Below are 26,333 nucleotides of genomic sequence, written 5' to 3'. Positions count from 1 at the left end.
TTGGGATACGGACCTACGGAGCGGCGTCGTCGAGTTGGACCGGTTGCGGAAGCTGGGTTACGGGTCTCAGCGGTACCTATGCCGTGCTTGACTCCGGACAGACAACGGGCGCGCAATCGTCGTCGGCACTGGTGTTGACGTCGGGGAAAGCAACGTTCTATCTCAATAATAGCAAGCAGACGACATCGAACGTGATGACGGCTACGGCGTCGAACGGCAACGTGCTGCTCACCGGCCTGGATCGCGGCGCAGTTACGTCGGGCAGCCTGGACGCGATCAATGGTTCGCAGCTGTACGCGACCAATCAGAATGTGTCCAACCTCAGCAATGTCGTCAATAACATTGGGGGCGCCAACGGCGTCAAGTATTTCCACGCCAATTCGACGCAGACCGATTCTTTGGCATCGGGCGCCGAGAGTATTGCCGTGGGCGTAGCGGCCGTATCTTCGGGTGCCGCGTCGATTGCACAGGGCGCCGTAGCGAACGCATCGGGCAATTATTCGGTCGCGCTCGGCGCGGGTGCAAGCGCGACGGGTTCGAACTCGGTTGCGCTGGGATCGAACTCCGTCGCGAGATCGTCCACGCTTGGATCGGCGGGCTTCAACGCTGGCAGCGCCGCTTTGTCCGCGGCAACTGCGAGCGGCGAACTGTCGATCGGCGGCGTGGGAACGGAGCGCCGGATCACCAACGTCGCGGCAGGCTATAGCGCGACGGATGCGGTGAACGTCAGCCAGCTGATGTCGGAAAACGCGAAGGTCAACCAGATGGGCGCGAACACTGCCGCAGCAATGGGCGGCAATTCGAGCTTCAATTCGACGACGGGCGCGATCACGAATCCGACGTACGTCGTCGCCAAGGGCACATATAACAGCGTCGGCGCGGCGCTGACGGCGCTCGACAATTCGAAGGGCGGAGATAACCCCCTTGCCGTCGCCTACGACGATGCGTCGAAGAACCAGATCACGCTGCAGGGCGCGAACGGCGCGACGAAGATCGCCAATCTCGCGGCCGGCACGTCGCCGAACGATGCCGTCAACGTGTCGCAACTGAGCGGCGTGACGGCGGCGCTGGGCGGCGGTGCAGCGGTGAATGCGGATGGCTCGGTCAAGCCGCCGTCGTACACCGTGTATGGCAATACGTTCTCGAACGTGGGTGATGCGCTGTCGAATATTTCCAGCAGCACGGCGAACCTTGTTCAGAACGTGAAGTACATCCAGTTTGGTACGAGCGCGGCAGCCGCTGCACAGGCAGGAGGCACCGATTCCTTGGCGATTGGCGGCAATTCTTTTGCAAATGCGCCGGGCGCCTTGGCGATAGGTGCGGGTGCGCGAGTGTTAGCGCAAAACTCAGTGGCAATCGGTTACGGGTCGGCCACCAGCGCGCCCAACACTTTCGCAGTCGGTAGTACGACGTCCACGCGTCGCATCGTCAACGTAGGCGACGGCATCAATGATACGGATGCAGCTACGCTGGGTCAGATGAATCAGATGGGCACGGACCTTGCGGCTCAAATTGCAAATTTGAGCAAGCCTCAAGCGACGCTTCTGAAATCGTCGGCGTTATTGGGTGCGACGAGCGACAGCGATCCGGCTACCGTGGCGCAGCTCAAGAGCATGGCGAGCACGCTGGGCGGCGGTGCGACGGTCGCGACAGATGGTACGGTCAAGGCACCTGCTTATATCGTTGGGGACACTACATATTCTAATGTTGGTGACGTGGTCGCTAACATTACGAAAACGACGGACAAGATCGCCATCGGTTATACATCGGGGACGACTGCGCAAGCAACGGGAAATGATTCAATCGCTCTTGGCGGTGGCGCTGTCGCAAGCCAGAATGGTGCCGTCGCCATTGGCCGATCTGTTGTAGCTACTGGTTCGAACTCTGTTGCAATTGGTTTTGGCTCTATGGCCACGGCGGCTAACACCTTCTCGGTGGGCAATGCCATTAACCAGCGCCGCATTGTGAATGTCGCCGACGGCATTAATGATACAGATGCAGCGACGGTCGGCCAGGTGACTGCCGACATTCAGTCGGCTATCAACAATTTGAACCTGAGTTCTGCGCAAGGCCAATCGGCATTGAAGTCGGGCGTGAATTCATCGCAATTGCTGGGTTCTCCGTCTTTGCTCGGTGCAACGTCGAGTCTGCCGCCTGATCAACTGATCATGTCGGGCGTCACGGACAAGGCGGGGCAGATTAACGCCCAGGGCTCGGACGCGCTGGCGATCGGCCTTAATTCGCAGGCAATGGCGGACCAGGCTGTGGCTGTCGGCGGCACCGTTCGGGTTGGCTCAGCCGCGGCAGTCGGTATCGGTCAGAACATCGCCGTTCAAGGTGAGAACGCGGTAGTGATGGGTTCGATGGTGTCGGCCGCGGGCGACAACGCGATCGTGATCGGCAACAACGGCACGGAAGCGAACGCCGACAATGCGATTGCGATTGGTAACAACGTCAGCGTCGGTGGCGTCAACACGATGGGTATTGGCAAGGACATCATTGCCAGTGGCTCGAACAGTATCACGCTCGGTAATGCCAGTGCTGACGGTGGCCGCGCCAACGTTCTGTCGGTTGGCAGCAGCAAGCAGCAACGCCAGATCATCAACGTCGCAGCGGGCACGCAAAAGACCGACGCAGTGAACGTGTCGCAGATCACAGGCGTAACGGCTGCGTTGGGTGGCGGTGCAACGGTAAACACGGACGGCTCGATCAAGGCGCCGACGTATAACGTGCAAGGCACGACGGCAACCGACGTCGGCACGGCGATCGCGAAGCTCGACGGTACGGTCTCGAACGTCAGCAACAACGTCACGAACCTTACCCAGAACTTCAACAACGTCCTCAACGGCGGCGGCATCAAGTACTTCCACGCCAGTTCGACGCTGGCAGATTCGTCTGCGTCGGGGGCGGAATCGGTGGCAATCGGCGGTGGTGCGATCGCCTCGGGTGCGAACTCGGTTGCACTGGGCTCGGGTTCGGTAGCAAGCTCCGGCTCGCTGGGCGTGAAGGGTTTCGCACCGGACAGCGCGACGCTGACGGCGGGAACGGCTTTCGGCGAACTGTCGGTTGGCACATCGGGTAAGGAACGCCGCATCACGAACGTCGCAGCAGGCTACAACGCGACCGACGCAGTCAACGTCAGCCAGTTGATGGCCGAAGACGTAAGGATCAACAACGTCAGCAATAACCTCAGCAACCTGAGTAACGTAGTCAACAACATCGGCGCTAATGTGTCGATGAAGTATTTCCACGCGAATTCGTCGCTGGTGGATTCGACGGCATCGGGTGCGAATGCAATCGCCGTGGGTCCGCAAGCGACCGCAGCGGGCACGAACGCGATCGCGGTTGGCTACAACGCGAGCGCAACCGCCGCTGAATCGGTCGCTCTCGGCTCGAATTCGACGACGACGGCCAATCTGTCGGCAACGGCATACAACCCGGGCAACGGAGCGCTGTCGGGCATGACGGCGGCAGGCGAGGTCTCGGTGGGAAATGGAAGCTTCAATCGCCGCATCACCAACGTGGCCGCGGGTTATGCCGGCACCGACGCAGTGAACGTGAGCCAGTTGATGGCCGAAAACGCGAAGCTCAACGCCGAAGGCTCGGCGACGGCAGCGGCGCTGGGCAGCGGCTCGACCTACGATCCGGCGACGGGCAACATCAAGGCGCCGACGTATGTCACGGCTGGCGCGACGTATAACAACGTGGGCGGTGCGATCACCAACATCGACGCTCGTCTGTCGAACATAACCAGCGGTACTGGCGAGGGCATCAAGTACTTCCACGCCAACTCGACGCTGGCGGATTCGTTGGCATCGGGCAAGGACAGTGTGGCGATCGGCGGCGCGGCAACGGCATCGACGGCGAATGCGGTTGCGCTGGGCGCGAACGCACTGGCGAACTCGACGACGCTGGGCTCGGCAGGCTTCGCGCCGGGCGGCGCAACGCTGTCGGGCGCAACGGCGTTCGGCGAAGTGTCGGTGGGCGCGGCAGGCAAGGAACGTCGTATCACGAACGTGGCAGCAGGTTATGCAGGCACGGATGCGGTGAACGTGAGCCAGTTGATGGCCGAAGATGGCAAGGTCAATAACGTTTCGAACAACGTTACGTACCTGAACAATCTCGTCCAGAACTACGGCAACAACATCATCAACGGCGACGGCATCAAGTATTTCCACACCAACTCGACGCTGGGCGATTCGTCGGCATTGGGCAAGGACAGCGTGGCGATCGGCGGCGCGGCAATGGCATCGACGGCGAACTCGGTCGCGCTGGGCTCGAACTCGCTGGCGAACTCGACGACGCTGGGCCAGGCAGGCTTCGCACCGGGCGGCGCAACGCTGTCGGCTACAACGGCCTTCGGCGAAGTGTCGGTGGGCGCGGCAGGCAAGGAACGTCGTATCACGAACGTGGCAGCAGGTTATGCGGGTACGGACGCCGTGAACGTGAGCCAGTTGATGGCTGAAGATGCGAAGGTCAATAACGTTTCGAACAACGTCGGCAACCTGAGTAACATCGTCAACAACATCGCGGGCGGCGCGAACCTCAAGTACTTCGCTGTGAACTCGTCACTGGCGGCTGCATCGGCAACGGGTATGGATAGCGTTGCGGCAGGCCCTGCTGCAGTCGCGACGGCATCGAATGCGGTGGCGCTGGGCGCGAAATCGGTGGCGGACCGTGATAACACGGTGTCGGTGGGCTCCGCAGGCGCGCAACGTCAGATCGTGAACGTGGCGGCCGGTCAGCAAAGCAACGATGCCGTGAACGTTTCGCAACTCACTGGCGTGACGGCTGCGTTGGGTGCGGGCGCAACGGTGGGGGCAAACGGTTCGATCGTAGCACCGGCATATAACGTGCTCGGCAAAACGTACACGGACGTGGGTAGCGCACTGGCTGGCCTCACGAGCACTGATGGCTTCCTGAATAGCCTTAGCTACATCAAGTTCGGTCCTACCAAGGCGGCAGCGGCCCAGGCTGGGGGCAGCGATACTGTCGCGATCGGCGGAAACGCATTTGCGAATGGAACGGGCAGCCTGGCCATTGGTACGGGGGCGCGCGCGCTCGCGCAAAATTCGGTGGCCATCGGTTACGGCTCGGCTACCAGCGTGGCCAACACCTTTGCAGTCGGTAGCGCAACGTCGACCCGCCGCATCGTCAACGTGGCGGATGGTACAGCCGATACGGATGCAGTGACGCTTGGTCAGATGACTACCGACATTCAGGCGGCTATTGCCAAGCTGAATCTGAGTTCTTCACAAACTCAGCCTGCACTCCTGAAGTCTGCGTCGTATTCATCGCAATTGTCGGGGTCTCCGTCCTTGCTCGGTGCAACGTCGAGTCTGCCGCCGGATCAGTTGATCATGTCGGGCGTCACGGACAAGGCAGGGCAGATTAACGCCCAAGGCGTCGACGCAATGGCCATCGGTCTGAACTCGCAGGCAATGTCTGACAACGCGGTAGCGATTGGGGGCTCGGTCCGGGTCGGTTCGGCTGCGGCAGTCGGTATTGGCCAGAACATCGCGGTTCAGGGAGAGAACGCGGTGGTGATCGGTTCGATGGTGTCCTCCGCGGGCGATAATGCGATCGCCATCGGTAACAACGGCACGGAAGCGGACACGGACAATTCGATTGCGATTGGTAACAACGTCAGCGTCGGTGGTGTCAACTCGATGGGTATTGGTAAGGACATCGTTGCCACGGGTTCTAACAGTGTCACGCTCGGTAACGCCAGTGCAGACGGTGGCCGCGTCAACGTTCTGTCGATCGGAAGCAGCAAGCTGCAACGCCAGATCATCAACGTCGCAGCCGGTACGCAAAACACCGACGCCGTGAACGTATCGCAGCTGGCCGGCGTAGCAAGCGCCCTGGGCGGTGGCGCATCCGTCAACCCGACAACGGGTGCAGTCGTAGCACCGGCATACACCCTTGCGGGCAACACCTACGTCAACGTAGCCGCCGCGCTGACCTCGCTGGACACGCGTATCGCTTCGAGCGGCGACCCGCTGGCCGTTGATTACGACACCGCAACGAAGGATCAGATCACGCTGAAGGGCGCAACCGGCACGAAGATCACAGGTCTGACAGCAGGTGCATTGAACGCGTCGAGCACGGAGGCCATCAACGGTTCGCAGTTGTTCGCGCAGGGCACGTCGATGGCCAAGGCACTCGGCGGTGGCGCGTCGGTCAACACGGCGACGGGCGAGATCACGGCACCGGCGTACACGTTCGGCGGCGGCACGTACACCAACGTGGCGGATGCCTTGACGGCGCTCAACAACGCCGCGGGTTCGGGCAATGCACTGGGTGTCGTGTACGACAGCGACGCCAAGTCCCAGATCACGCTGGCAGGCGCAACCGGCACGAAGATCACCAAGGTGGCAGCGGGCGACGTGAACGCATCGAGCACCGACGCGATGAACGGCTCGCAGCTGTACAACGTGGCGGCATCGACGGCTGATGCAATCGGCGGCGGTTCGACGTTCGATCCTTCGACGGGCAAGATCACGAACCCGACGTTCAACATCGGCGGCAAGACGATCACGAACATCGCCGGGGCGATCACGAACCTCGACGACCGTGTGTATGCGAACGCGACCGACATCACGAACCTGCAAACGCAGATCAACGAAGGCGGCATCGGTCTCGTGACTCAGAACCAGTCGAGCAGGAATATCGAGGTAGCATCGCAGACGGACGGTTCGATCGTCGACTTCGCGGGAACGAAGGGCGCGCGCAAGCTCACGGGTGTAGCAGCTGGCAACGTGAACGCATCGAGCTTCGACGCGGTGAACGGCACGCAGCTGTATAACGTGGCGGCATCGACGGCTAATGCGATCGGCGGCGGTTCGACGGTGAAGACGGACGGCACGATCAGCAACCCGACGTACATCGTGGGGGGCTCGACGGTCACGACGATCGGCGGCGCGATCACGAACCTCGACGCACGCGTGTATGCGAACAGCACCGACATCACGAACCTGCAGACGCAGATCAATGAAGGCGGTATTGGTCTCGTGACGCAGAATCAGTCGAGCAGGAACATTACGGTCGCATCGCAGACTGACGGTTCGATCGTCGACTTCACGGGCAAGGACGGCGCGCGTGTTCTCACGGGCGTAGCCGCAGGTACGGGCGACTTGGACGCTGTCAACAACGCGCAGTTGAAGGCTGCTGGCATCATCAGCGGCGATGGTTCGATGAAGACTGCTGTGACGTACGACACGACCACCGACAACACCGGCAAGACGGTGACCAACTACAGCAGCATCACGCTGGGTGACGGTTCGTCGGGTGCTGCGCCGGTGGCGATCCACAACGTTGCAGCGGGCGAGAAGGACACCGACGCGGTGAACTACTCGCAGTACGCGGATCTGTTGTCGAAGGTCAACAGCATCAGCAACGCGGGCACGGGTGTCGATACGTTGTTCGTCGGCGATGGCGACCGCAACACGGAACAGGCGAAGGCAGGCGGCACGCACGCCACGGCAATGGGCGCGCTGTCGGTCGCGAACGGTCTGCAATCGGTCGCAACGGGCTACGCATCGAACGCATCGGGCAGTAACGCCGTTGCAATCGGCGCGACCTCCACCGCGAGCGGCAACAACTCGGTCGCGCTCGGCGCAGGCTCGGTGGCGTCGGAAGACAACACCGTGTCCGTCGGTTCCGCAAGCCAGCAGCGTCGCGTCACGAACGTCGCAGCGGGCACGGCAACCACCGACGCAGTCAACGTCGGCCAGTTGAACGACGCGATCACGAACGCCAGCAACAACACGGTGAACCAGGCGGTCCAGCAGTCGAACTCGTACACCGACAGCCAGTTCAACAAGATGAACGACAAGATGAACTCGCTGGGTGCAGCAGCGATGGCAGCGACCTCGTTGATCCCGAATGCGCGCGCGGAAGGCAACTTCCAGATGTCGGCGGCAGCCGGCACCTATGGCGGGGCGGCAGCCGTCGCCGTGGGCGCGAACTACTGGGTCAACGATCGTTTCCTCGTGAATGCACACGTGACGCGCGCCACGGGCAACGGTGCAAGCACCGGCGCGTCGGCAGGCGTGACGATCGGCTTCTGATGGCCTGATACGTCCGCCGCGCGACAAGCGCGGCGGACGTGGAGAAATCTATGAGAAAACCAACATTACGCGGAACAGTGCGCTCCCGGTTTGCAGTGACGCTCGCCGCAACGCTTGCGGCGGCGTTCGCCGCACCCGCCGCGTTTGCTCTCCCGGCCAGCATCAAGAGCCAGGCCGAGGCGTTGATGCCTGCCGCGCAGAAGATTGCAGATCCCTACCGTCGCGGCGTGGCGGAAGGCTTCCTGGAAATCGCCGGGCGGCAGGACAGCCACGTTCTCGTTTCGCGCGTCTACAACAATGCCGCGCAACGGGCATTGGGCAACGCGCGCTACCTGATCGACCAGAGCACGCCGTGGGAGCCGCTGTATACGGCGAAGAACTGGCCAACGCGCGACAAGTGGGTGCAGGCGATCCGCGCTATCGAAGCCACCAACGCGCGGGTATCGGCATCGGCATGTAAAGGCGAGTCGGCGGGCCGCCTGCTGGCGCTCACCGACGAAGTCTGGAAGGAGCAGGACGAGACGCACGGCACGCACTGGGTGCACGGCTGGGACGCGATCGAGCGCGCGCAGAAGTTGAGCGTGCAGGTGAATCAGGAACTCGATCACTGCGCGCCGCCACCGCCGCCTCCGCCACCCATCGTCGATGCCGCCACACCGATCGCGTTGTCGGCCGATGCGCTGTTCGATTTCGACAGCGCGAAGCTCAAGGCAGAGGGCACCACCGCGATAGACGCGCTCGCCACGGATCTGAAGCGCGTGCAATCGATCGATGTCGTCACGGTGATCGGCTACACGGACCGCTTCGGTTCGGTCACGCACAACCGCGACCTGTCGCGGCGCCGTGCGCAGGCCGTAGCGGACGCGCTGAAGGAGCGCGGGCTGAACCCCGCGCGCTTCGACGTGCGTGGTGCGGGATCGACTGCGCCGATCGCAACCTGCCCGGGACGCAAGTCCGCTGCTGTCATCGCGTGTCTGGCGCCGAATCGCCGCGTCGAGATTCGTGTGAGCGGGCAGTCTGTTTCAGCAGTGACGCCTGCACCCGCTACAGCCGCTGCACCCGCCGTGCCGCAGTCACCAAGGCCGCAGCAGATGAAACAGGAGCAACCGCAACAGCCGTCGCAAACGCAACAGCTCCAGTTGCAGCAGCTTCAACAGCCGCCGCAGCGACAACAGTGGCAGGTGGCGCCGCAATCGCTGCAAAAACCGCCCGCGCAGTAATAGCGGTCACGGGGGCCGCTGCCGTCGAGGCGGCCCACAAGCCAAACGGCCCGGTCATGCAAATGACCGGGCCGTTTTTTTCAGCAAAGGAAAGCAGTGCGCTTACTTCGGTCCGCTCGTCCAGAAGATCACATCGTCGATCCGGTCGAACACATAGACTTTCAGCGCCATCTGCTCGACCTGGTTGAGCTGGTCGAACTCGATGCCGTGAGTGGCGGGCTCGCCGGGTTTCGAGCCGGGCTGCACGTTGCGGATCGTCGCGGTGGTTTCGATCGGCGTTTCCATGTCCTTCGAGCGCAGCGTGAACGCGACGCGGATGCGCTTGCCGACTTCCCCGACCGTCCACGGCGCGGAAAACGACATGCCCATCGCGCTCACGCTCTGCACGAGGCCGAGGCTTTCGTAGCCCGTGCCTTGCGCTTCGATGCTGAAGCGCAGCGGCAGGCTCGCGCGCACGCGCACCGACTTGCGCTCGCGCAGCCGGCGCACCACGCCCGGTTTCGACAACACGAGATAGTGGAACGGCACCTGGCAGACGGAATCGACGGTGCACACGAAGCGGAACACCGCCTGGCTCGCAATCGCGACGATCTCGACGTTCTCGCCGACGGACAGCAGCATCGGCTTGCCATCGACGAGCGGCGGCGTGACGAACAGCGACTCGTTCGGCGCAAAGCCGATGATGCGCGACGGATGCATCGGCGCGCCCATTCCGACCTGCGAGCGCACGCCGATCAGCGCGCCGATCGTCAGATGCATGTCCTTGAGCGCGAGCGATTCGGCTTCGCCCTGCCTGGCCGCCGCCCGCGCGGCACGTGTGGCGTCGTCGTTCGCGGTGGCCAGATCGCCGCGCTGCGGCTTGAAATGCTGGAACAGAAAGCGGTGTTCATCCGCGCCGATCACGACCGCGCCGCGATCGAACAGCAGCGCGCCATCGCTGTCGAGAATCGGAAACTCGAGCGGCGTACCGACGGGTACGGCATCGGGAGAAAGCTGGCGCGCAGCGGGGACAGGTGCGCTCACGTCTGTATCGACGGTGTCTTCACTGGTTTGCATGGTGGGCGAACGAAGCGGTGGCCGGAGATAATCGTTGTATACGTCGCACTATGGAAAAAGTTTAATTTATTTTTCTTTTGCACAGTTTCAATCTTCCTTTCAGCCGGTTGATTGAATATCAACAATTGGCTGATTCAATTCAATGCAAACGTTAAAATCGCCTCCTATTCATACCAGCGCGGCGTGTAGACCCATTCCCGGCCGCTTCCGGCGGGTTTGAAAGCCCGGGTCGTCGACGAGCCGATTATTACCATCGTCCGCATATCGACATCGGCGGATTTCAATCCGGCGAGCGTCGTTGTTTTCAATGTGGCGCCGGGACGGCCAATATCGCGGCCGAGCACGACGGTCGTCGCGGGCGCGCGATATTCACGCACGATATCGAGTGCCTTGTCGAGCTGCCACGGACGGGCGCGCGAAATCGGGTTGTAGAACGCCATGACCAGATCGGCCTCGGCCGCATGCCGCAGCCGCTTTTCGATGATCGACCACGGTTTCAGATTGTCCGACAGCGACAGCATGCAGAAATCGTGGCCGAGCGGCGCGCCCGCCTGCGCGGCCGTCGCCAGCGCGGCGGACACGCCCGGCACGATTTCCAGTTCGACGGCCGACCATGCCGCGTGTCGTGCTTCTTCGCGCGCGCCGTCCAGCGCTTCGAGCACGGCGGCCGCCATCGCGAACACGCCGGGGTCGCCGGACGACACCATCGCCACATGCCGCCCGGCGCTCGCCAGCTCGAATGCATGGCGGGCGCGCTGCATTTCCTCGCGATTGTCCGTGCCGTGCACGCGCTGATCCGCGCGGAACGGGCCCGCCATCTTCACGTAGGTTTCGTAGCCGAGGATGTCGGTGGCCTGCGTCAGCGCCGCGCGCGCAGCGGGCACCATCAGCGACGCGTCGCCGGGCCCGAGGCCGATCACGCTCAGCTTGCCGCGCGCGCGGCCGACTGTCGCGGGATCGAGCGGCGCTTGAGCGACGGCGAAGGCGATGGGCGCGTCGCCGGGCGCGTCGAGCGCTTTGTGAGGCACGCGTAAGGTTTGGCTGAGCATCCGGGCCGCGCTATGGTCTGCATCGTGGTCCAGGCTGCTGTCAGTGGTGAAGCGTAGTGCGACCTGCAACTCGTCGGCTGCCTGCCGAAGCGCGGGATCGCCCGTCAGCGTAGCGGGCGCGAGCAGCACCGCCAGCGCTTGCGCCGCCAGCCCATGCGTCTGCGCCGCTTCGCGTATCCGTTGAGGCAACGATCCGGCGCCGGAGCCGGTTGCACGCACGGCGACCACGACACTGCGCGGATGAATCACCAGTTCGTCCGTCGCGCCGTGCCATGCCAGCGGCGTGACGCGGATCGCGCGTTGCGCGTCGTCGGCAAGCGGCAGTTGCACGCCGTCGAGCCACGGCGCGTCGCCTTCGATACGCGTTGCTTCGCCCGCCAGCAGATCCGACACGAAGCGCTTGCCCTGATCGAGGCTCGCGAGCGTGTAGCCGTCGGGCGGATTCAGCACGCACGCGCCGAAGCGCAACTCGCCGCTCGTCGTGATCGCGGGCGGCACGTCGAGCGCGGCGGCGATTTCGCGCGCCATCGCATTGACGCCCGACAGCCCGCCGAGCAGCGGCACGACGGCACTGCCGTCCTCGGCGACGGCCAGCACGGGCGGCTCGGCGCCCTTGTTCGCGAGCAGCGGCGCGACGCAGCGAATCACGATGCCCGCCGCACACAGGGCGATGATCGGCGTGCCGCTCGCGTAAAGCTCGCGCAGATGCGCGTTGAGTTCCGTGTAAGCGACATCGGCATCGGCGACCCGGCCCTGCAGGCCATGCACCTGCGCGCCGTCATACAGCGATTGCACGCGCCGCGCCGTGTCCCGCGCACCGACGCCGAGTATCACGATCGCGGGCGGTGCTGTCAGCCTTGCCATTTTTCCCCCGGCACGACGAGCAGCGAGAAGTAGGGCGACGCCATCGGGTCGACTTCGGCGAGCGGCACGATGCGCTGGTTCGCCATCGTCGCGCGTTCGACGTATAGCGCGCGCTCCGCGAGCCCCAGTTCGTCGAGCACGCGGCGCACCTTGTCGAAATTGCGGCCGAGCTTCATCACGACGGCGGCGTCGGCGGCGGCGAGACGGCGCTTGAGTTCGTCTTCGGGCAACACGCCTGAAAGCACCGACAAGGTCTGGTTGCGATACACGAGCGGCTGGCCGAGCACGGCGACGCCGCCGAGCATCGAGCACACGCCCGGCACCACTTCGCCTTCGAAGCGCGGCGCGAGCCGGTTGGCGAGCCGGTCGTGCAGGTACATGTACGAGCCGTAGAAGAACGGGTCGCCTTCGCAGATCACGGCCACGTCGCGCCCGGCGTCGAGATGCTTCGCGACCACTTCGGCGGCCGTGTCGTAGAAGTCGGCGATGATCGCTTCGTACGACAGCGGCGGTTCGAGTGCTTCCGTCGTCACGGGATAGACGAGCGGCAACTGCTGCTGCTCGCTCGACAGATGCGACTCGATGATCGAGAACGCGTTGCCTTTCTTGCCCTTCGCGACGAAATACGCGACCACGTGCGCCGATTTCAGCAGCCGCAGCGCTTTCACCGTGATCAGTTCCGGGTCGCCGGGGCCGACGCCGAGACCATAGAGACGCCCGCGCGTGCTGTTCGCCTGATCGGCCATTATTCGTCCTCCGATGCGAGCGCGTTCACGGCAGCCGCCGCCATCGCGCTGCCGCCGCGCCGGCCCTGCACGGCGACGAACGGCACGCCGCGGCTATTGGCGGCGAGCATCGCCTTCGACTCCGCGGCGCCGATGAAGCCGACCGGGAAGCCGAGAATCAGCGCCGGGCGGGGCGCGCCGCCGTCGAGCATGTCGAGCAGATGAAACAGCGAGGTCGGCGCATTGCCGATCACGACGACGCTGCCTTGCAGGCGCGGGCGCCACAGTTCGAGCGCCGCCGCCGAGCGGGTGTTGTTCATCTCGCGCGCGAGCCCGGGCACGGACGGATCGGCGAGCGTGCAGATCACGTCGTTGTGCGCGGGAAGCCGCGCGCGCGTGATGCCTTCGGCGACCATACGCGCGTCGCAGAGGATCGGCGCGCCGCTGGCGAGCGCCTCGCGTCCCGCGCGGCCCGCGCCGTCCGAAAAGCGCAGGTCGCCGGCGATATCGACCATGCCGCACGCGTGGATCACGCGCACGGCGAGCTTTTCGAGGTCGGCGGGAATGCGCGACAGGTCCGCTTCCGCGCGTATCGTCGCGAACGACTGGCGATAAATTTCCTGTCCGTCGCGGATGTAGTCAAGCATCGAATGGCTCATCAGTTGGGGGAAGGGCGGACGCGTTCAGTGCATCCGCCGCTTCGTCGATCGTCAGACCGCGCGCGATGCATCGGCCGAAGCCGTTGGACTCGCGCGGGTCGTGTGTGTGATACAGGTCGTAATGGCCGTCGGCTGCCGCGAGCAGCGTGTAGGGCGCGCGATGCGCCGCCGCGCATGAACGCGGGCAGCCGCTGAGATGCACTTGCGTATGCTCGGGTACCTGTGCGGCCAGTTTTAGTGCGTCGGCTTTCGTGTCCGCCTGGCTCTTCGCGCAGCCGGCCGAGCCGGCGCATGCGATCACGCGGGTCAGCGGATTGTCAGCGGTCGTGGCGAGGCCGAGTGCTTCGAGCTTCCGTAACGTTGCGTCGAGGTTCACCGTGTCGATGTCGGTGAGCAGCACGCTTTGCCACGGCGTCATGCGCAGCGTCGCGCGCGCATTGCCGCCGGCGAGTTCGGCGAGGCCGCGCAACGTCGTGCTGTTCATGCGGCCCAACGCGGGCTGCGCGCCGACATGCCAGCGCTGTCCGTCGTTTTGCCGATGCGCGCCGAGCCGTCGCTCGGCATCGGCGGGTTCCCGGCGCCAGCCTCGGATCGACGCGTCGCGCAGCAGGCTCACACCGCTCCTGCGTTCGGCGTGCCCGATGATGTTCTCGATGGAATGCGCGGCGAGCAGGTCGCGCATGCGGGCATCGTCCGGCGCGGCGAGGTCGAGGAACGTGTGGACGAGCGCTTGCGTGAACGTCGCAAGATCCGTAGCCGTGACGGCGGCCAAAGCGCTGTCATGGTCCGTCGTAACGGGCGGACAGCCAGCGAGTCCGATTGCGAACAGCACGTCCGGACGGTCGCGCTGCGGCATCGCCGAAAACCAGATGTCGTGCGGATGATCGAGCATCATCAGACGCTCGCCGCCGTCGAGCATCAGCGCGAATTTCGGCGAAAGCGCGGCGAACCGTGTGTCGCCTTGCAGCAGCGTCAGCAGATCGCCAGCTAGCGCGCTCGTGTCGTATAACGCGTTTGCGTCGCGGCCCGCAACCGGGCTGACCATCACATTGCGCACGTCGTCGGCGAATGCATGCTCGGCGTTCTGCGGTCCGAGCCCCGCGTCGAGCAGCGCTGCAACGAGCGCAGCTTCATGGCCGCGCTTCACGCCGCGCAACTGCAGATTCGCGCGATTCGTGATGTCGACGACACCCGACGCGTGTTCGTCGATCGCCCCGGCCATGGCGAGTGCCTGCGTCGCGCTCAATTCGCCGCCCGCCAGCTTCACGCGGCACAGGCCGCCGTCGAGCGCGGGCACGATGCGCAACAGCCCCGGACAAGCCGAAGGGCGCAAGGCGGAAGCGTCGGACGAATGGAAAGCGTGGCTCAAGACATTACGGGGTTTACGTCGCGCGACGGCCCGGGCATCTCGAAGGAGAGCGGCTCGGCATCGGTACACCCCGCCCGATGTTGGCTGGCACGAACTGTTGGCCGGCAGGTCTTCTGACTCACAGGTCGCTGCACACGCCGGGCCTTCCCGGTATCACCAGTGGCGCAAATTGGCGTGGACTCGCTGCATACAGTTGCGGGGGCAGTCACGGTCATCGCAGTGATGTGTGTTCCCTCTTAGGCCCCGAAAGGCACCGGCGAACGGGTATTATGCCTTTTTTCGAACAGCACAACGATGCCGCAGCCTTGAAACACGGCCCGCAGCAGCGTTTTCAGTACAGCAAGCAGATGAGGATCGACGCATGTCAGCGTGGCTGACCGTAGTGGGAATGGGCGATGACGGTTTTGCCGGCCTGGGGAAAACGGCGCGGCGCGCGTTGATCGACGCGTCGGTGATCTATGGCGGCGAGCGGCATCTGGCGATGCTGCCCGTGTGCCTGTCCGCCGCGCGCGAGCCATGGCCGCATCCGTTCGACATCGCGCCCGTGCTGGCGCGGCGCGACACGCCCGTGTGCGTGCTGGCGAGCGGCGATCCGATGTTCTACGGCGTCGGCGCGACGCTCGCGCGCCTCGTTCCCGCCGACGAATTGCGCGTGCTGCCCGCGCCGTCGTCGGTATCGCTTGCGGCGGCGCGTCTCGGCTGGGCGTTGCAGGATGTGGCGACGGTGTCGCTGGTCGGCCGGCCGCTTGCCGCGTTGCAGATGCATCTGCACGATGGCGCGCGCGTGTTCGTGCTGAGCGCTGACGGCGCGACGCCCGCCGCCGTGGCCGCGTGGCTCGTCGAACGCGGCTTCGGCGCGACGCGCATGATCGTGATGGAACATCTGGGCAGCGCGTCCGAACGCATCGTCGACGCGCGCGCGCACGACTGGTCGATTGGAGAGTCGGCGGCGCTGAACCTGATCGCGCTCGACTGCCGGCGCGATGCACCGGACGCGCCGCGGCTCGCGCTGACCCCCGGGCTGCCCGACGACGCCTATCGTCACGACGGCCAGCTCACCAAGCGCGACGTGCGCGCGCTGACGCTCGGACGCCTCGCGCCAGCGCCTGGCGAACTGCTGTGGGACGTCGGCGCGGGTTGTGGATCGATCGGCATCGAATGGATGCGCGCGCACGCCAGTTGCCGCGCGATAGCCATCGAAGCGAACGGCGAACGTCAGCGTTTCATCGAACACAATCGCGACGCGCTCGGCGTGCCGGGGCTGCAACTGGTCGCTGGCAAGGCGCCCGACGCACTGCATGGCCTGCCCGCGCCGGATGCCATTTTCATCGGCGGCGGCGTGACCGCGCAGGGTGTGCTCGACGGCTGCTGGGGCGCGCTGAAACAAGGCGGGCGGCTGATTGCGAACGCCGTCACGCTCGAAGGCGAGGCGGCGCTCGTCGTGTGGCGCGCGCAGAATGGCGGCACGCTGACGCGTATCGCGCTCGCCGAAGCGCAGCCGCTGGGCGGCTTCGAGACGTGGCGCGCCGCGCTGCCGATCACGCTACTCGACACCCGCAAACCGTGATGCGCGACGAAACGCCCGAACAGCCCGCGCCGCTGCGCAGCGGCTACACGACGGGAAGCTGCGCGACGGCGACGTCGCTGGCGGCGGCGCGTTTGCTGCTGTCGGGCGTGGCGAGCGATGTCGCGGAAATCGTGCTGCCGAAAGGCCAGCACGTGCCGATGCCACTCGTGTTCTGCCGCCTGATCGACGGCGGCCAAGGCGGCGCCGAAGCGGGCACCGTCAAGGACGCGGGCGACGATCCCGACGTCACGCATGGCGCGGTGGTGTTCGCGCGCGTGCGTCTCGCCGATCAACCCGGCGTGCGTTTTCATGCGGGGCCGGGCGTCGGCACGGTGACGCGCGCGGGCCTCACGCTCCCCGTCGGCGAGCCGGCCATCAACCCGGTGCCGCGTCAGATGATGACCGCGCATCTGAACGAACTGGCCGCCGAGCATGGTTACGCGGGCGGCTTCGAAGTGACGATAGGCGTCGAGAACGGCGAGGCGCTGGCGCAGAAGACGATGAATCCGCGTCTCGGCATTGTCGGCGGGCTGTCGATACTCGGCACGACGGGCATCGTGCGGCCGTTCTCGTGCTCGGCGTATATCGCGTCGATCCATCAGGGCATCGACGTTGCGCGCGCCAACGGCTATCGGCATATCGCCGCGTGCACGGGCAATGCGAGCGAGGACGCCATGCGCGCTTACTACCGGTTGCCCGATATTGCGCTGATCGAAATGGGTGACTTCGCGGGCGCCGTGCTCAAGCATCTGAAGCGCGCGCCCGTCGACAAGCTCAGCATGTGCGGCGGTTTCGGCAAGCTGAGCAAACTCGCGGCGGGGCATCTCGATCTGCACAGCCGCCATTCGAGCATCGACTTGCCGCAACTCGCCGCGTGGTCGGCGCAACATGCCGCGAGCGACGCCGCGTTGCAGGCCGCTATCGTCGGCGCGAACACGAGCCAGGAAGCGCTTGCGATGGCGCGGAAAAAAGGCGTGCCGCTCGGCGATATCGTCTGCGCACGCGCGCGCGACGTGGCGCGCGACATCGTGCCCGCGTCGGTCGAAGTCGAGATGTTTGCGATCGACCGGCAGGGCAACATCATCGGGGTGGCGCGATGAAACGTCTGTTATTGCTCGGCGGCACGGGCGACGCATTGCAGATCGCGCGGCAACTCGGGCGGCAGCATGTCTATAGCCTGGCGGGGCTCGGACGTGTGCCGGACGGGCTGGCGTGTGAAGTACGGGTCGGCGGGTTCGGCGGCAGCGAAGGGCTTGCGCGTTTTATCGAAAGCGAAGGCATTGCGCTCGTGATCGACGCGACGCATCCCTATGCCGCGCAAATGAGCGCGAACGCGGCTGTTGCGTGCCGCGAAGCCAGCGTGCCATGCTGGGCGCTGCGCCGCGCGGGCTGGACGCCGCAAACGGGCGACGACTGGCGCATGGTAAGCGGCTGGAACGAACTGGTCGATGCGATCCGACCGCTTCGGCGCGTGCTGTTCACGTCGGGGCGCGAGCCGCTCGCGCATCTCGACGAGATACCCGCGCATCAGTACTGGATCGTGCGCTGTCTCGACGCGCATCCGGGCAACGGGCGCGCGCGCATCATCGACGCGCGCGGCCCGTTCGATATCGACGGCGAGCGGGCGCTGTTCGCGCTGAATCACATCGATGTGCTGGTGACGAAGAACAGCGGCGGCGCGGCGACGCAGGCGAAGCTCGAGGTCGCGCGGGAACTGAAGGTGCCGGTCGTGATGATGCGGCGTCCTGCGCTGCCCGAGGTCGATCGGGCGTTCGACAGTCCGGCGCAACTGCTGCGCGCATTGAACGAAGAAGATTGGAGTACTGTGACATGACGGTGTTTTTTATCGGCGCGGGACCGGGTGATCCTGAACTGATCACGGTGAAGGGGCAGCGCCTGGTGCGTACGTGTCCGGTGATTCTCTATGCCGGTTCGCTTGTGCCTGAAGCTGTGTTGAGCGGGAACGTCGCTGAAAAAGTGGTGAACACGGCCGAGCTCGATCTGGATGGGATCATTGGTCTGCTTGCCGAAGCGCATGCGAAGGGGCAGGACGTCGCGCGCGTGCATTCGGGCGATCCGTCGTTGTACGGCGCGATTGGCGAGCAGATTCGCCGCTTGCGGGCGCTTGGGATTCCGTATGAAATCGTGCCCGGTGTGACGGCGACGGCGGCCTGCGCGGCTGCGCTCGGGGTCGAGCTGACGTTGCCTGATGTGTCGCAGACGTTGATCCTGACGAGATATGCGCGGAAGACTTCGATGCCCGAAGGCGAGCAGCTTGCGGATCTTGCGCGGCATCGCGCGTCGATGGCGATTCATCTTGGGGTGCGCCATATTGCGCTGATCGTCGATGAATTGATGCCTCACTATGGGGGCGACTGTCCCGTCGCGGTGGTGTATCGGGCAAGCTGGCCGGATGAGGAGAAAGTTGTCGGGACGCTTGCTGATATTGTTGAAAAGGTGCAAGCGACGGATATAGAGCGTACCGCGTTGATTCTGGTCGGGCGGGTGCTGGAGGCGGAGGATTTCGCGGAGTCGACGTTGTACTCGAAGTAGGGGGCGCGCACCGCTGCCCCCCGAAACCGCAAACCCCGGCGAAGCCAAAAATCCGACCCCGAAATCACACGACAGCCAGTTGCGCAGCCGCACTCCTCAACGCGCTCCGCAGACCTTCCTCGACAACAGGATGATAAAAAGGCATCGCGAGCATCGCATCGACGGTCAGCCCCATCTGCAGCGCCCATGAAAGCAGATGCGCGATATGCTCGGCATCCGGCCCGATCCATTCGGCACCCAGGAACCGCCGCGTAGCGCGATCCACGTAGACATGCATCAGCCCGCGGTTGCGCAGCATCACGCGGCTGCGGCCCTGGTCTTCGAAGCTGACTTCACCCGTCACAAACGACCCGTCAGCAAGATCCAGAAACCGCGCACCAACCATCGCAATCCCCGGCTCGGAAAACACCACTGAAATCGCCGCCCGCCGCACAAGCGGCTTCACATCGGGATACCGAGCCGCATTCTCGCCCGCAGCGCGGCCTTCATCCGCCGCTTCGTGCAGGAGCGGCAGCACATCATTCGCATCGCCGGCGATGAACACAGGATGCTTGCCCGCCTGCAACGTCAGCGGATCGAACACAGGCACACCGCGCGCATCGACCTCGATCGTCGTGTTATGCAACGCGAGCTTGTCCATATTCGGCCGACGGCCTGCCGCAACCAGCACATAATCGAACGTGTCTTCGTGCAATTCCCCCGCGCCGTCGCGATAGCGCAAACGCACCGTGTCACCTTCCCGCGTCGCCGCTTCCACCTGCGCGTGGGTCTCGAAGTGAAAAGAATCCTTGAACACATCGCGCGCATAACCCTTGATTGCCGGATCGCTCAACGGCCCAACGCGCCCGCGCGCGCCTAGCATCGTCACGTCGACACCGAGCCACGCAAGCGCCTGGCCCAGTTCCAGCCCGATCACACCCGCGCCGATCACGGCAACCTTGCGCGGCAAGTCATCCCAGGCAAACACGTCGTCGTTGACGATCGCGCGCTCGCCCAGCGCCTGGTACATCGCAGGCACGTACGGCGACGAGCCGGTCGCGATCACGACGCGCTTCGCGTGCACGCGGGTGTGCTCGCCCACTTCGAGCACGGTGTCGTCGATGAACCGCGCGTAGCCGATCAGCCGCTCTGCATCGGGAATGCTTTCCGTCGATTCGACGACGAACCCGACGAAGCGGTCGCGCTCGCGCTTGACGCGCGCCATCACTTCGCGGCCGTCGACCCGCACGGCGCCATCGACATGCACGCCGAACGGCGCCATGCTGCGCGCCGCATGGGCGGCTTCGGCGGCGGCGATCAGCAGCTTCGACGGCATACAGCCGACACGCGCACAAGTCGTCCCGTACGCGCCGCCTTCGATCAGCACGACACTCGCGCCGGCGGCCTTCGCGGCGCGGAAGGCGGACAAGCCCGCGCTGCCCGCGCCAATCACTGCGACATCGATATGAAGCGTCTTCATGATGTTCCTCGCTCTGACGGGCGGTGGCGGAATCAGTGTGCTGTGCCGCGCGCGTCGCTGCCGTCCAGTAGAATCGGTTTGCATTGCACAGCTTCACTGTACGGTCCTGCGTGGGCGTTGCTAATCCTCGAACGATTCAAAAACATGCTTAATCGGCTCAACTCGCGGCTCAACTCGCGGCTCAACCGGCGGCTCGAATGGATCTGCTGAGCCGCTTCCTGTCGCTGATGCCCGTGAGCGGGCGTGTCGACGTTCGCTGCCACTTCGGCGCGCCATGGGCGATCGAAGAAGGCCCGGCGGGCGTGCGCGAGATTCCGTATCACGTGCTGCTGTCGGGGCGCGCGGTGCTCGAAGACGGCAACGGGCCGCCCGAGCATCTGGCCGCGGGCGACATCATCGTGTTTCCAACGGGCAGCCCGCACCGTATCCACGACGGCAGCGGCGCGCCGCCCGTGCCCGTCACGGAGCGGCGCAACATCATGCTGAGCGTCGCGGAGAACAGCGGCACGGGCGACACGGTCGACATCCTGTGCGGCCGCTTCCTGCTCGGCGCCGTGCCGGACCGGCTGCTGCGCGATCACTTGCCGTCACGGCTGGTGGTGCGCAGCGGCGCGCGTACCACCAGCAACGGCGACGCCGCCGCCAATGGCGAACAGCCGGGCGGCGTCGCGGGCTCGCGGCTCGCGCGGCTGATTCAACTGATGCGCGAAGAGGCCACGGACGAATGCCCCGGCAGCGAAACCCTCGTCAATCATCTGTCGGCGGCGCTGTTCGCGTTGACGCTGCGCTTTGCGAGCGAGGCGGCGCATCCGCCGCACGGGCTGCTGGCGCTGGCGGGGCGTCCGCGCTTGCAGGCGGCCCTGTCGGCGATGTTCGAGTCGCCCGGCAAGCCCTGGACGCTCGACCAGTTCGCGGCGCTGTGCAACATGTCGCGCGCAACTTTCGTGCGGCAATTCCAGGAAGCGATCGGCCGCTCGGCAACCGACGTGCTCACGGAAGTCCGCATGACGATCGCGGGCCGCATGCTGCTCGAATCGACCACGCCCGTCGGCGATATCGGCGAGACGGTCGGCTATCAGTCGGAAGCGGCGTTCCAGCGCGTGTTCAAGAAGCAGATCGGCGTGACGCCCGCGCGCTGGCGCGCATCGGGCGGACCCATGCAGCCGGCGCAGGAGGCCGCGGCGGCTGACGCTGCGGCTGACGCGGAGCAATAGAGAATTTCATTAATCGCACAGCATGCGCCGGGGCCTCTGCGACCGGCCGCGAGCGTTGCCCGTCAAGCCTTGCCGCACAAGGCGTCGAGCGATCACCCGGGAGCCGCGCATGGCGCTAGCGGCGCGTGCGCCGAAAAGCCGTGAGCCGATCGAGCATGTTCATGAGACGCGCCGACATTAACGGCCATCCGATGCGCGCCTACAGTTGAGCCATCCCGTCGCCGACGGCAACGCTTCTCAAAGGTGCTCAACATGAAACGCGTCTATCAAGCTCTCGTTCTTGCGGCTGCATTGGGTCTGCCGCTCGCAAGCCACGCTGAAACTCAACCGGCGGCCACGCGCGCACAGGTTCGCGCCGAGTTGATCGCCGCGCAGCAAGCCGGCCAGTACCCGCAAAGCGACACCCGCTACCCGGAGCCCGCGAACGATCCGGCCGCTGCGCCGCACGTGTTTCATCGCTCGCATGATCTGATCGCGACTTCGTATGGTCCGTCGGCCAGCGGCAGCGCCGGTTCGGGCTTCCGTGCAGCGCGCGCTCATTCGCTGGCAGGCGCATCGTCCGCATTCGACGACATCTATCGCGGCCAGTAACGCGCCGCATTCAATACGCTCAATACGCTCACGGAGATAACCATGTCCGCAATCACGATCTACACGACTCCGACGTGCCCGTACTGTCTCGCCGCGAAGGCGCTGCTCAAGAAGAAAGGCGTGTCGTACGAGGAAGTCAACTTACAGGGCGACCGCGCCACGGCGCTTGCATTGATGGAACGCACGGGACGCCGTACGGTGCCGCAGATTTTCGTCGGTGAGACCCATGTGGGCGGTTTCGACGATCTCAACGCGCTGGAAACCGCCGGCAATCTCGATCCGCTGCTCGAAGCGAACGCGGTGCGTTGAGCGCAACGCGCGAGTAGGGCAAGACCCAGCCGCGCACGGCATCACGCCGTGCGCGGCTTTTTGCTGTGCGCTGGCGCGTCATGAACCCACGCGCGGCAAATAGCTGCGGGATGGACGGGCTCGCACTCGTTGCGGACTTCGAATTGCATCGAGCCGTTGCCATGGTCGGTTTCCGCCATCTCGGCGATCGTTTCGCCGCGTTTGATGTTGGCTCCTTCTTGTTACAGGGCTTCGCCTATTTGCCTTTTACGCGCGCAATGGTGTTGTGATGCGTGGATGGCTGGATGGCATGGCGCCACGCTGCCGCGCTCATGGACGGCGCTTTTTCCACGCGTAATCGGCGGGCGGATCGGACGCGCCGGGCTTGCCGACCGAGCGCGGGTTCTCGCTGCAGAGCGTGACGAAGCTCACGTCTTCGCCGGCAGCCTGCTGCTTGCGCAGCGTTTCGGTGAATGCGAGCGCCTGGGTCATCTGGTCGGCGGCGAACCGCTCGAAGCGAGCGGTTTCCGTCGACGTGCCTTGTTCCAGCCAATACACGACGAACATGTGTTTCCTTTCATACGGCTTCGACAACGGCATCACGCGAGATCGAGCGCGCCCGTCAGATCGCCGATGGGCGTCAGCCCATTCTGCACGAACGCACGGTCACGCAGCGCGACGCCATCGAGCGGCGCCAGGCCATGCACGCGGCTGATCAGACGCAGGATCGAGTTGGTGTCGTACACGCTGTGATCGACATAGCCCTTCTTCGCGAGCGGCGAAATGACGAGCGCGGGAATGCGAGAGCCCGGACCCCAGCGGTCGCCCTTGGGAGGCGCGACGTGATCCCACCAGCCGCCGTTTTCGTCGTGCGTGACGACGATCACGGTGTTCTGCCATTGCGGGCCGCGCTGGATATGCTCGATGACGTTCGCGATATGCCGGTCGCCGGACTCGACGTCCGCGTAGCCCGCGTGCATGTTCAGATTGCCCTGCGGCTTGTAGAAGGTCACAGCGGGCAGGCGTCCCGCGTCGACATCGGCGATGAAGCGGTTGGTGGACGCGTCGTCGCCAACGCCGCCGTCGCGCAGATGCCGCGCGCGTGCCGCCGTGCCTGGCGCGAAGTTCGCGAAGTAGTTGAACGGCTGATGGTGATACTGGAAGTCGGGCACGGCACCCGTATCGCGATGATCGAGCGCGTATTGCCAGGCGCCGCTATACCACGCCCAGTCGACGCCCTTGTCGCTCAGCCGGTCGCCGATCGTCGCGTAGCGCTGCGGCGGCAGCACCTTTGGGTCGGCCGGATTGGCGAGCGCGGGGTCGCCGCCCTCGGCGGGCCGCACCATGCTCGGCTGATAGGGCGGCGCCATCGTGTTGACTGCATAGCCGTCGGGCGTGAACAGGCCGTCGCTGACGAACACAGGCGGCCCGTCGAGGGCCGTCTTCGGCGAATTGGGCGCCTGCTTCAGGCGCGTGCCCGTCGGGTCGTCGCCTTCGACGACGGACACGAATTTCTTCCCCGGGCCGTTGCCGATGTCCGGCACGAGCGGCGCCTGCGCGGAAATCAGAAAGATGTGGTTTAGCCACGAGCCGCCGAACGCGGCCATGAAGAAGTTGTCGCACAGCGTGTACTGCTGCGCGAGCGCCCACAGCTTCAGCGATTCGCCGGAACTGCGGTAATGGCCCATCACGAGGCCGCCCGAATCGCCCCACGCGGCGAATTGGTTGTTGCGGCCCGCGTTGATCTGCATCTGGTTCTGATAGAAGCGGTGCACGAGGTCGCGGGTGATCACGCTGTTCGGCAGCGGCGCGCCGTGCGCGTCGGTCAGATGGAACGGCTGGTTCCGCAATCCGGTGATATCGCGCTCGGCAATCATGTAGCGCTTGCCGTCGACCTCCTGCGCTTGCGGCACGAGTCCGCCCCAGATTTTCGGCAACGTGGCGAGCGGCGTGTTGCCGTCGCGGTCCAGTTGCACGTAGCGCTCGGGCGTGACGGCGGACAGCGGATACTGTACGCCCGGGAAGTTGCCGTACAGGTTGGCGAAGCTGCGGTTCTCCGCGTAGATCACGACGATGCGCTTGACCTGATCGCGCAACGCGGCGTCAAGCCGGGCGTCGGCCGCGCTGCGCGGCGCGCCCGTCGAGGCGGTGTCGACTGACTGGCAGCCCGCCAGCGCTAGGCCGAGGCCCGCTGCTGCAAGCCCGGTGAGGACGCGGCGGCGGTCGGGATCGTCCGGGCGGTCGTCGGCGGGCAGGTCGGCAGCAGCGGGCGGATTGGGGGCGTCGTGCTCGTTCATCGGTCAGTCTCCTGGCACAGTGAATCGCAAAAATGGGCAAAGCAGGGCAGGGCGCAAGGCGGCGCGCCCTGGCGTCGGCCGCGCGCCAACCGCATCGTCGCATTCGTTCAGGGCGCTTCGCAACCCGTTTAGCGGCCTGGTGGGTGACTGGTGGATGCGTGGTCAGGCAAGGGTTTGCGTTCTGGATAGCTTGTCGGTCTGACCTGGCTCAGTCATCCGTCGGGCCAGGCCACACGTTGATGGCGCGCCAGCGGTTCGCCGCGATCATGCACGGCAAACCGGTACGATTCCGGTGGTTACACGCTTCCGTTCAGGTCATCGAGCGGCACGCCGAGTTCGCCCGCGAGGCGCGTCACAAGCGCCTCGAGCCGCTCGACGCGCTCGCTCAGCTCGCGCTGCTGCGCGCGCAGCCCTTCGAGCTCGCCGGGTGGCAGCGGGTCGTCGGAGAGTGCCCCGGCGCCGATCTGCTCGGCCGTCGGCTCGCCGCACAGCAGATGCATCCAGCGGCTCTCGCGCTCGCCCGGCGTGCGCGCCAGCTTGACGACGCGCGGCGGCACATTGGCGGCGAGTTCTTCGAGAAACGCCTCGACGGACGACGTATCGGCGAAGCTGTGCAGGCGCGCGGTGGCGAGCCGCAGTTCGGCGGCCGTCTGCGGGCCGCGCAACAACAGCGCGGTCAGCAGCGCCGCCGACTGGCGCGGCAGTCCGAGCACCCGCTCCATGTTGTGCTCGAAGCGCGGCACGCGGCTGCTGCTGCCTTCGAGCACCAACGAAAGGCGCTTCATGGAGTTGATCGCGTCGAGAATCTCGGATTCGCTGACGTTCATCACGGGCGAGCGCGAGGTCTTCTGATTGCAGCCCGACGCGAGGGAATTGAGCGACAGCGGATAGGTGTCGGGTACGGTGTGCTGCTTCTCGAACAGCACGCCCAGCACGCGGGCTTCGAGCGGCGTCAGGGCGCGCATGGCGGGGCGCGGGGTATCGTCGGTGGTGGAATTCATGGGCAATGGACTCGATAGAAGGCCGCGTGTGCAACGGCGCGAGCACACGGGCTCGCGCGTTAGCATAGTCTATTGTCCCGGCGGCGGGACCGGAAGTGTCCGGCCGTCGCTGCGTTGCGGGCGCTAGCGCATGTCGTAGGGTTCGTCGGGCACGTCGGAGGCGGTATCGTCCACGTCGAGTTCGATCGAACAGTTGTCCGCTGGATATGAGCGACCAGGAGGCCACTGTCCCGTCGAGCACGCGTCACATTGCGCGCCGTGCGGGCCCGCCGTGCCGATGACAGGCTGTCACAGGCCGCGCGGTACACTGCAGGCTTGCCGTTCGTCCATACTGAACGACACACAGGGG

General features: G+C 65.1%; 19 protein-coding genes and 1 riboswitch. Of the genes, 10 read left to right on the top strand and 9 right to left on the bottom strand.

Translation table 11 applies throughout. The features are described 5' to 3' along the window. Positions 1 to 83 precede the first annotated feature (83 nt). Together KFO72_RS14515 and KFO72_RS14510 are read left to right on the top strand one after the other, a co-directional pair. Positions 84 to 8,072 carry a YadA-like family protein gene (locus KFO72_RS14515; RefSeq protein ID WP_225032430.1) on the top strand — a complete coding sequence of 2,663 codons (7,989 nt, stop codon included), beginning with the start codon at positions 84 to 86 and terminating at the stop codon, positions 8,070 to 8,072. A gap of 50 nt (positions 8,073 to 8,122) precedes the next feature. Then, positions 8,123 to 9,292 carry an OmpA family protein gene (locus KFO72_RS14510; protein WP_225032419.1) on the top strand — a complete coding sequence of 390 codons (1,170 nt, stop codon included), beginning with the start codon at positions 8,123 to 8,125 and terminating at the stop codon, positions 9,290 to 9,292. Positions 9,293 to 9,394: 102 nt separating this feature from the next. Here the strand turns inward: KFO72_RS14510 and KFO72_RS14505 are convergent, their stop codons facing one another. From KFO72_RS14505 to cobG, 5 genes are all read right to left on the bottom strand, one after another. Continuing rightward, positions 9,395 to 10,348: a flagellar brake protein gene (locus KFO72_RS14505; protein WP_054934684.1), complete on the bottom strand. Its 954-nt coding sequence runs from the start codon at positions 10,346 to 10,348 to the stop codon at positions 9,395 to 9,397. Between the two features lie 164 nt (positions 10,349 to 10,512). Next, positions 10,513 to 12,261, bottom strand: a complete 1,749-nt coding sequence (gene cobJ / locus KFO72_RS14500; protein WP_225032418.1) for a precorrin-3B C(17)-methyltransferase — start codon at positions 12,259 to 12,261, stop codon at positions 10,513 to 10,515. After that, positions 12,249 to 13,007: a precorrin-2 C(20)-methyltransferase gene (locus KFO72_RS14495; RefSeq protein WP_062916435.1), complete on the bottom strand. Its 759-nt coding sequence runs from the start codon at positions 13,005 to 13,007 to the stop codon at positions 12,249 to 12,251. Before KFO72_RS14495 ends, cobJ begins: the two co-directional genes overlap by 13 nt. After that, the gene (locus KFO72_RS14490; protein WP_054934685.1) at positions 13,007 to 13,633 is read right to left on the bottom strand and encodes a precorrin-8X methylmutase; all 627 of its coding nucleotides are present in this window, start codon (positions 13,631 to 13,633) and stop codon (positions 13,007 to 13,009) included. Before KFO72_RS14490 ends, KFO72_RS14495 begins: the two co-directional genes overlap by 1 nt. Further along, positions 13,626 to 15,014, bottom strand: coding sequence for a precorrin-3B synthase (cobG, locus tag KFO72_RS14485; RefSeq protein ID WP_225032417.1), 1,389 nt, complete (start codon positions 15,012 to 15,014; stop codon positions 13,626 to 13,628). The genes KFO72_RS14490 and cobG overlap by 8 nt, the downstream gene beginning before the upstream one ends. 85 nt (positions 15,015 to 15,099) lie before the next feature. Beyond that, positions 15,100 to 15,287, bottom strand: a riboswitch (cobalamin riboswitch). An 88-nt stretch (positions 15,288 to 15,375) separates the two neighbouring features. On the opposite strand from cobG, the gene cbiE reads away from it, so the two are divergent. The 4 genes from cbiE to cobM are packed head-to-tail and all read left to right on the top strand — an operon-like array spanning position 15,376 to position 19,134. Further along, on the top strand, positions 15,376 to 16,581 hold the full coding sequence (gene cbiE / locus KFO72_RS14480; protein WP_225032416.1) for a precorrin-6y C5,15-methyltransferase (decarboxylating) subunit CbiE: 1,206 nt from the start codon (positions 15,376 to 15,378) through the stop codon (positions 16,579 to 16,581). Then, a complete protein-coding gene (locus KFO72_RS14475; RefSeq protein WP_054934688.1) occupies positions 16,581 to 17,681 on the top strand; it encodes a cobalt-precorrin-5B (C(1))-methyltransferase in 1,101 nt (366 codons plus the stop codon). The genes cbiE and KFO72_RS14475 overlap by 1 nt, the downstream gene beginning before the upstream one ends. Next, on the top strand, positions 17,678 to 18,415 hold the full coding sequence (locus KFO72_RS14470; protein WP_225032415.1) for a cobalt-precorrin-6A reductase: 738 nt from the start codon (positions 17,678 to 17,680) through the stop codon (positions 18,413 to 18,415). Before KFO72_RS14475 ends, KFO72_RS14470 begins: the two co-directional genes overlap by 4 nt. Then, a complete protein-coding gene (cobM, locus tag KFO72_RS14465; RefSeq protein ID WP_060603020.1) occupies positions 18,412 to 19,134 on the top strand; it encodes a precorrin-4 C(11)-methyltransferase in 723 nt (240 codons plus the stop codon). The genes KFO72_RS14470 and cobM overlap by 4 nt, the downstream gene beginning before the upstream one ends. 64 nt (positions 19,135 to 19,198) lie before the next feature. Here cobM and KFO72_RS14460 read toward each other — a convergent pair whose 3' ends face one another. Beyond that, positions 19,199 to 20,593, bottom strand: coding sequence for a dihydrolipoyl dehydrogenase (locus KFO72_RS14460; RefSeq protein WP_225032414.1), 1,395 nt, complete (start codon positions 20,591 to 20,593; stop codon positions 19,199 to 19,201). Positions 20,594 to 20,790: 197 nt separating this feature from the next. Here KFO72_RS14460 and KFO72_RS14455 point away from each other — a divergent pair, with 197 nt between their 5' ends. From KFO72_RS14455 to KFO72_RS14440, 4 genes are all read left to right on the top strand, one after another. Next, entirely contained in the window at positions 20,791 to 21,807 is a 1,017-nt protein-coding gene (locus tag KFO72_RS14455) for an AraC family transcriptional regulator (RefSeq protein ID WP_060603015.1), read from the top strand. A 252-nt stretch (positions 21,808 to 22,059) separates the two neighbouring features. Then, entirely contained in the window at positions 22,060 to 22,398 is a 339-nt protein-coding gene (locus KFO72_RS14450) for a DUF4148 domain-containing protein (protein WP_062916441.1), read from the top strand. A 42-nt stretch (positions 22,399 to 22,440) separates the two neighbouring features. After that, positions 22,441 to 22,707: a glutaredoxin 3 gene (gene grxC / locus KFO72_RS14445; RefSeq protein ID WP_054934695.1), complete on the top strand. Its 267-nt coding sequence runs from the start codon at positions 22,441 to 22,443 to the stop codon at positions 22,705 to 22,707. Between the two features lie 80 nt (positions 22,708 to 22,787). Then, positions 22,788 to 22,976: a hypothetical protein gene (locus KFO72_RS14440; protein ID WP_225032413.1), complete on the top strand. Its 189-nt coding sequence runs from the start codon at positions 22,788 to 22,790 to the stop codon at positions 22,974 to 22,976. Positions 22,977 to 23,016: 40 nt separating this feature from the next. On the opposite strand, the gene KFO72_RS14435 is transcribed toward KFO72_RS14440, so the two are convergent. From KFO72_RS14435 to KFO72_RS14425, 3 genes are all read right to left on the bottom strand, one after another. After that, on the bottom strand, positions 23,017 to 23,253 hold the full coding sequence (locus tag KFO72_RS14435; protein ID WP_225032412.1) for a hypothetical protein: 237 nt from the start codon (positions 23,251 to 23,253) through the stop codon (positions 23,017 to 23,019). Positions 23,254 to 23,285: 32 nt separating this feature from the next. Continuing rightward, positions 23,286 to 24,983: an acid phosphatase gene (locus KFO72_RS14430; protein ID WP_107202036.1), complete on the bottom strand. Its 1,698-nt coding sequence runs from the start codon at positions 24,981 to 24,983 to the stop codon at positions 23,286 to 23,288. Positions 24,984 to 25,279: 296 nt separating this feature from the next. After that, positions 25,280 to 25,984, bottom strand: a complete 705-nt coding sequence (locus tag KFO72_RS14425; protein WP_054934698.1) for a YceH family protein — start codon at positions 25,982 to 25,984, stop codon at positions 25,280 to 25,282. Positions 25,985 to 26,333 lie beyond the last annotated feature (349 nt).

The sequence above is a fragment of the Paraburkholderia sp. XV genome (assembly GCF_020177535.1).
Taxonomy (GTDB): domain Bacteria; phylum Pseudomonadota; class Gammaproteobacteria; order Burkholderiales; family Burkholderiaceae; genus Paraburkholderia; species Paraburkholderia caribensis.
Note: the sequence above shows the minus strand (reverse complement) of the source record. Positions and strands in the feature narration are given on the sequence as shown.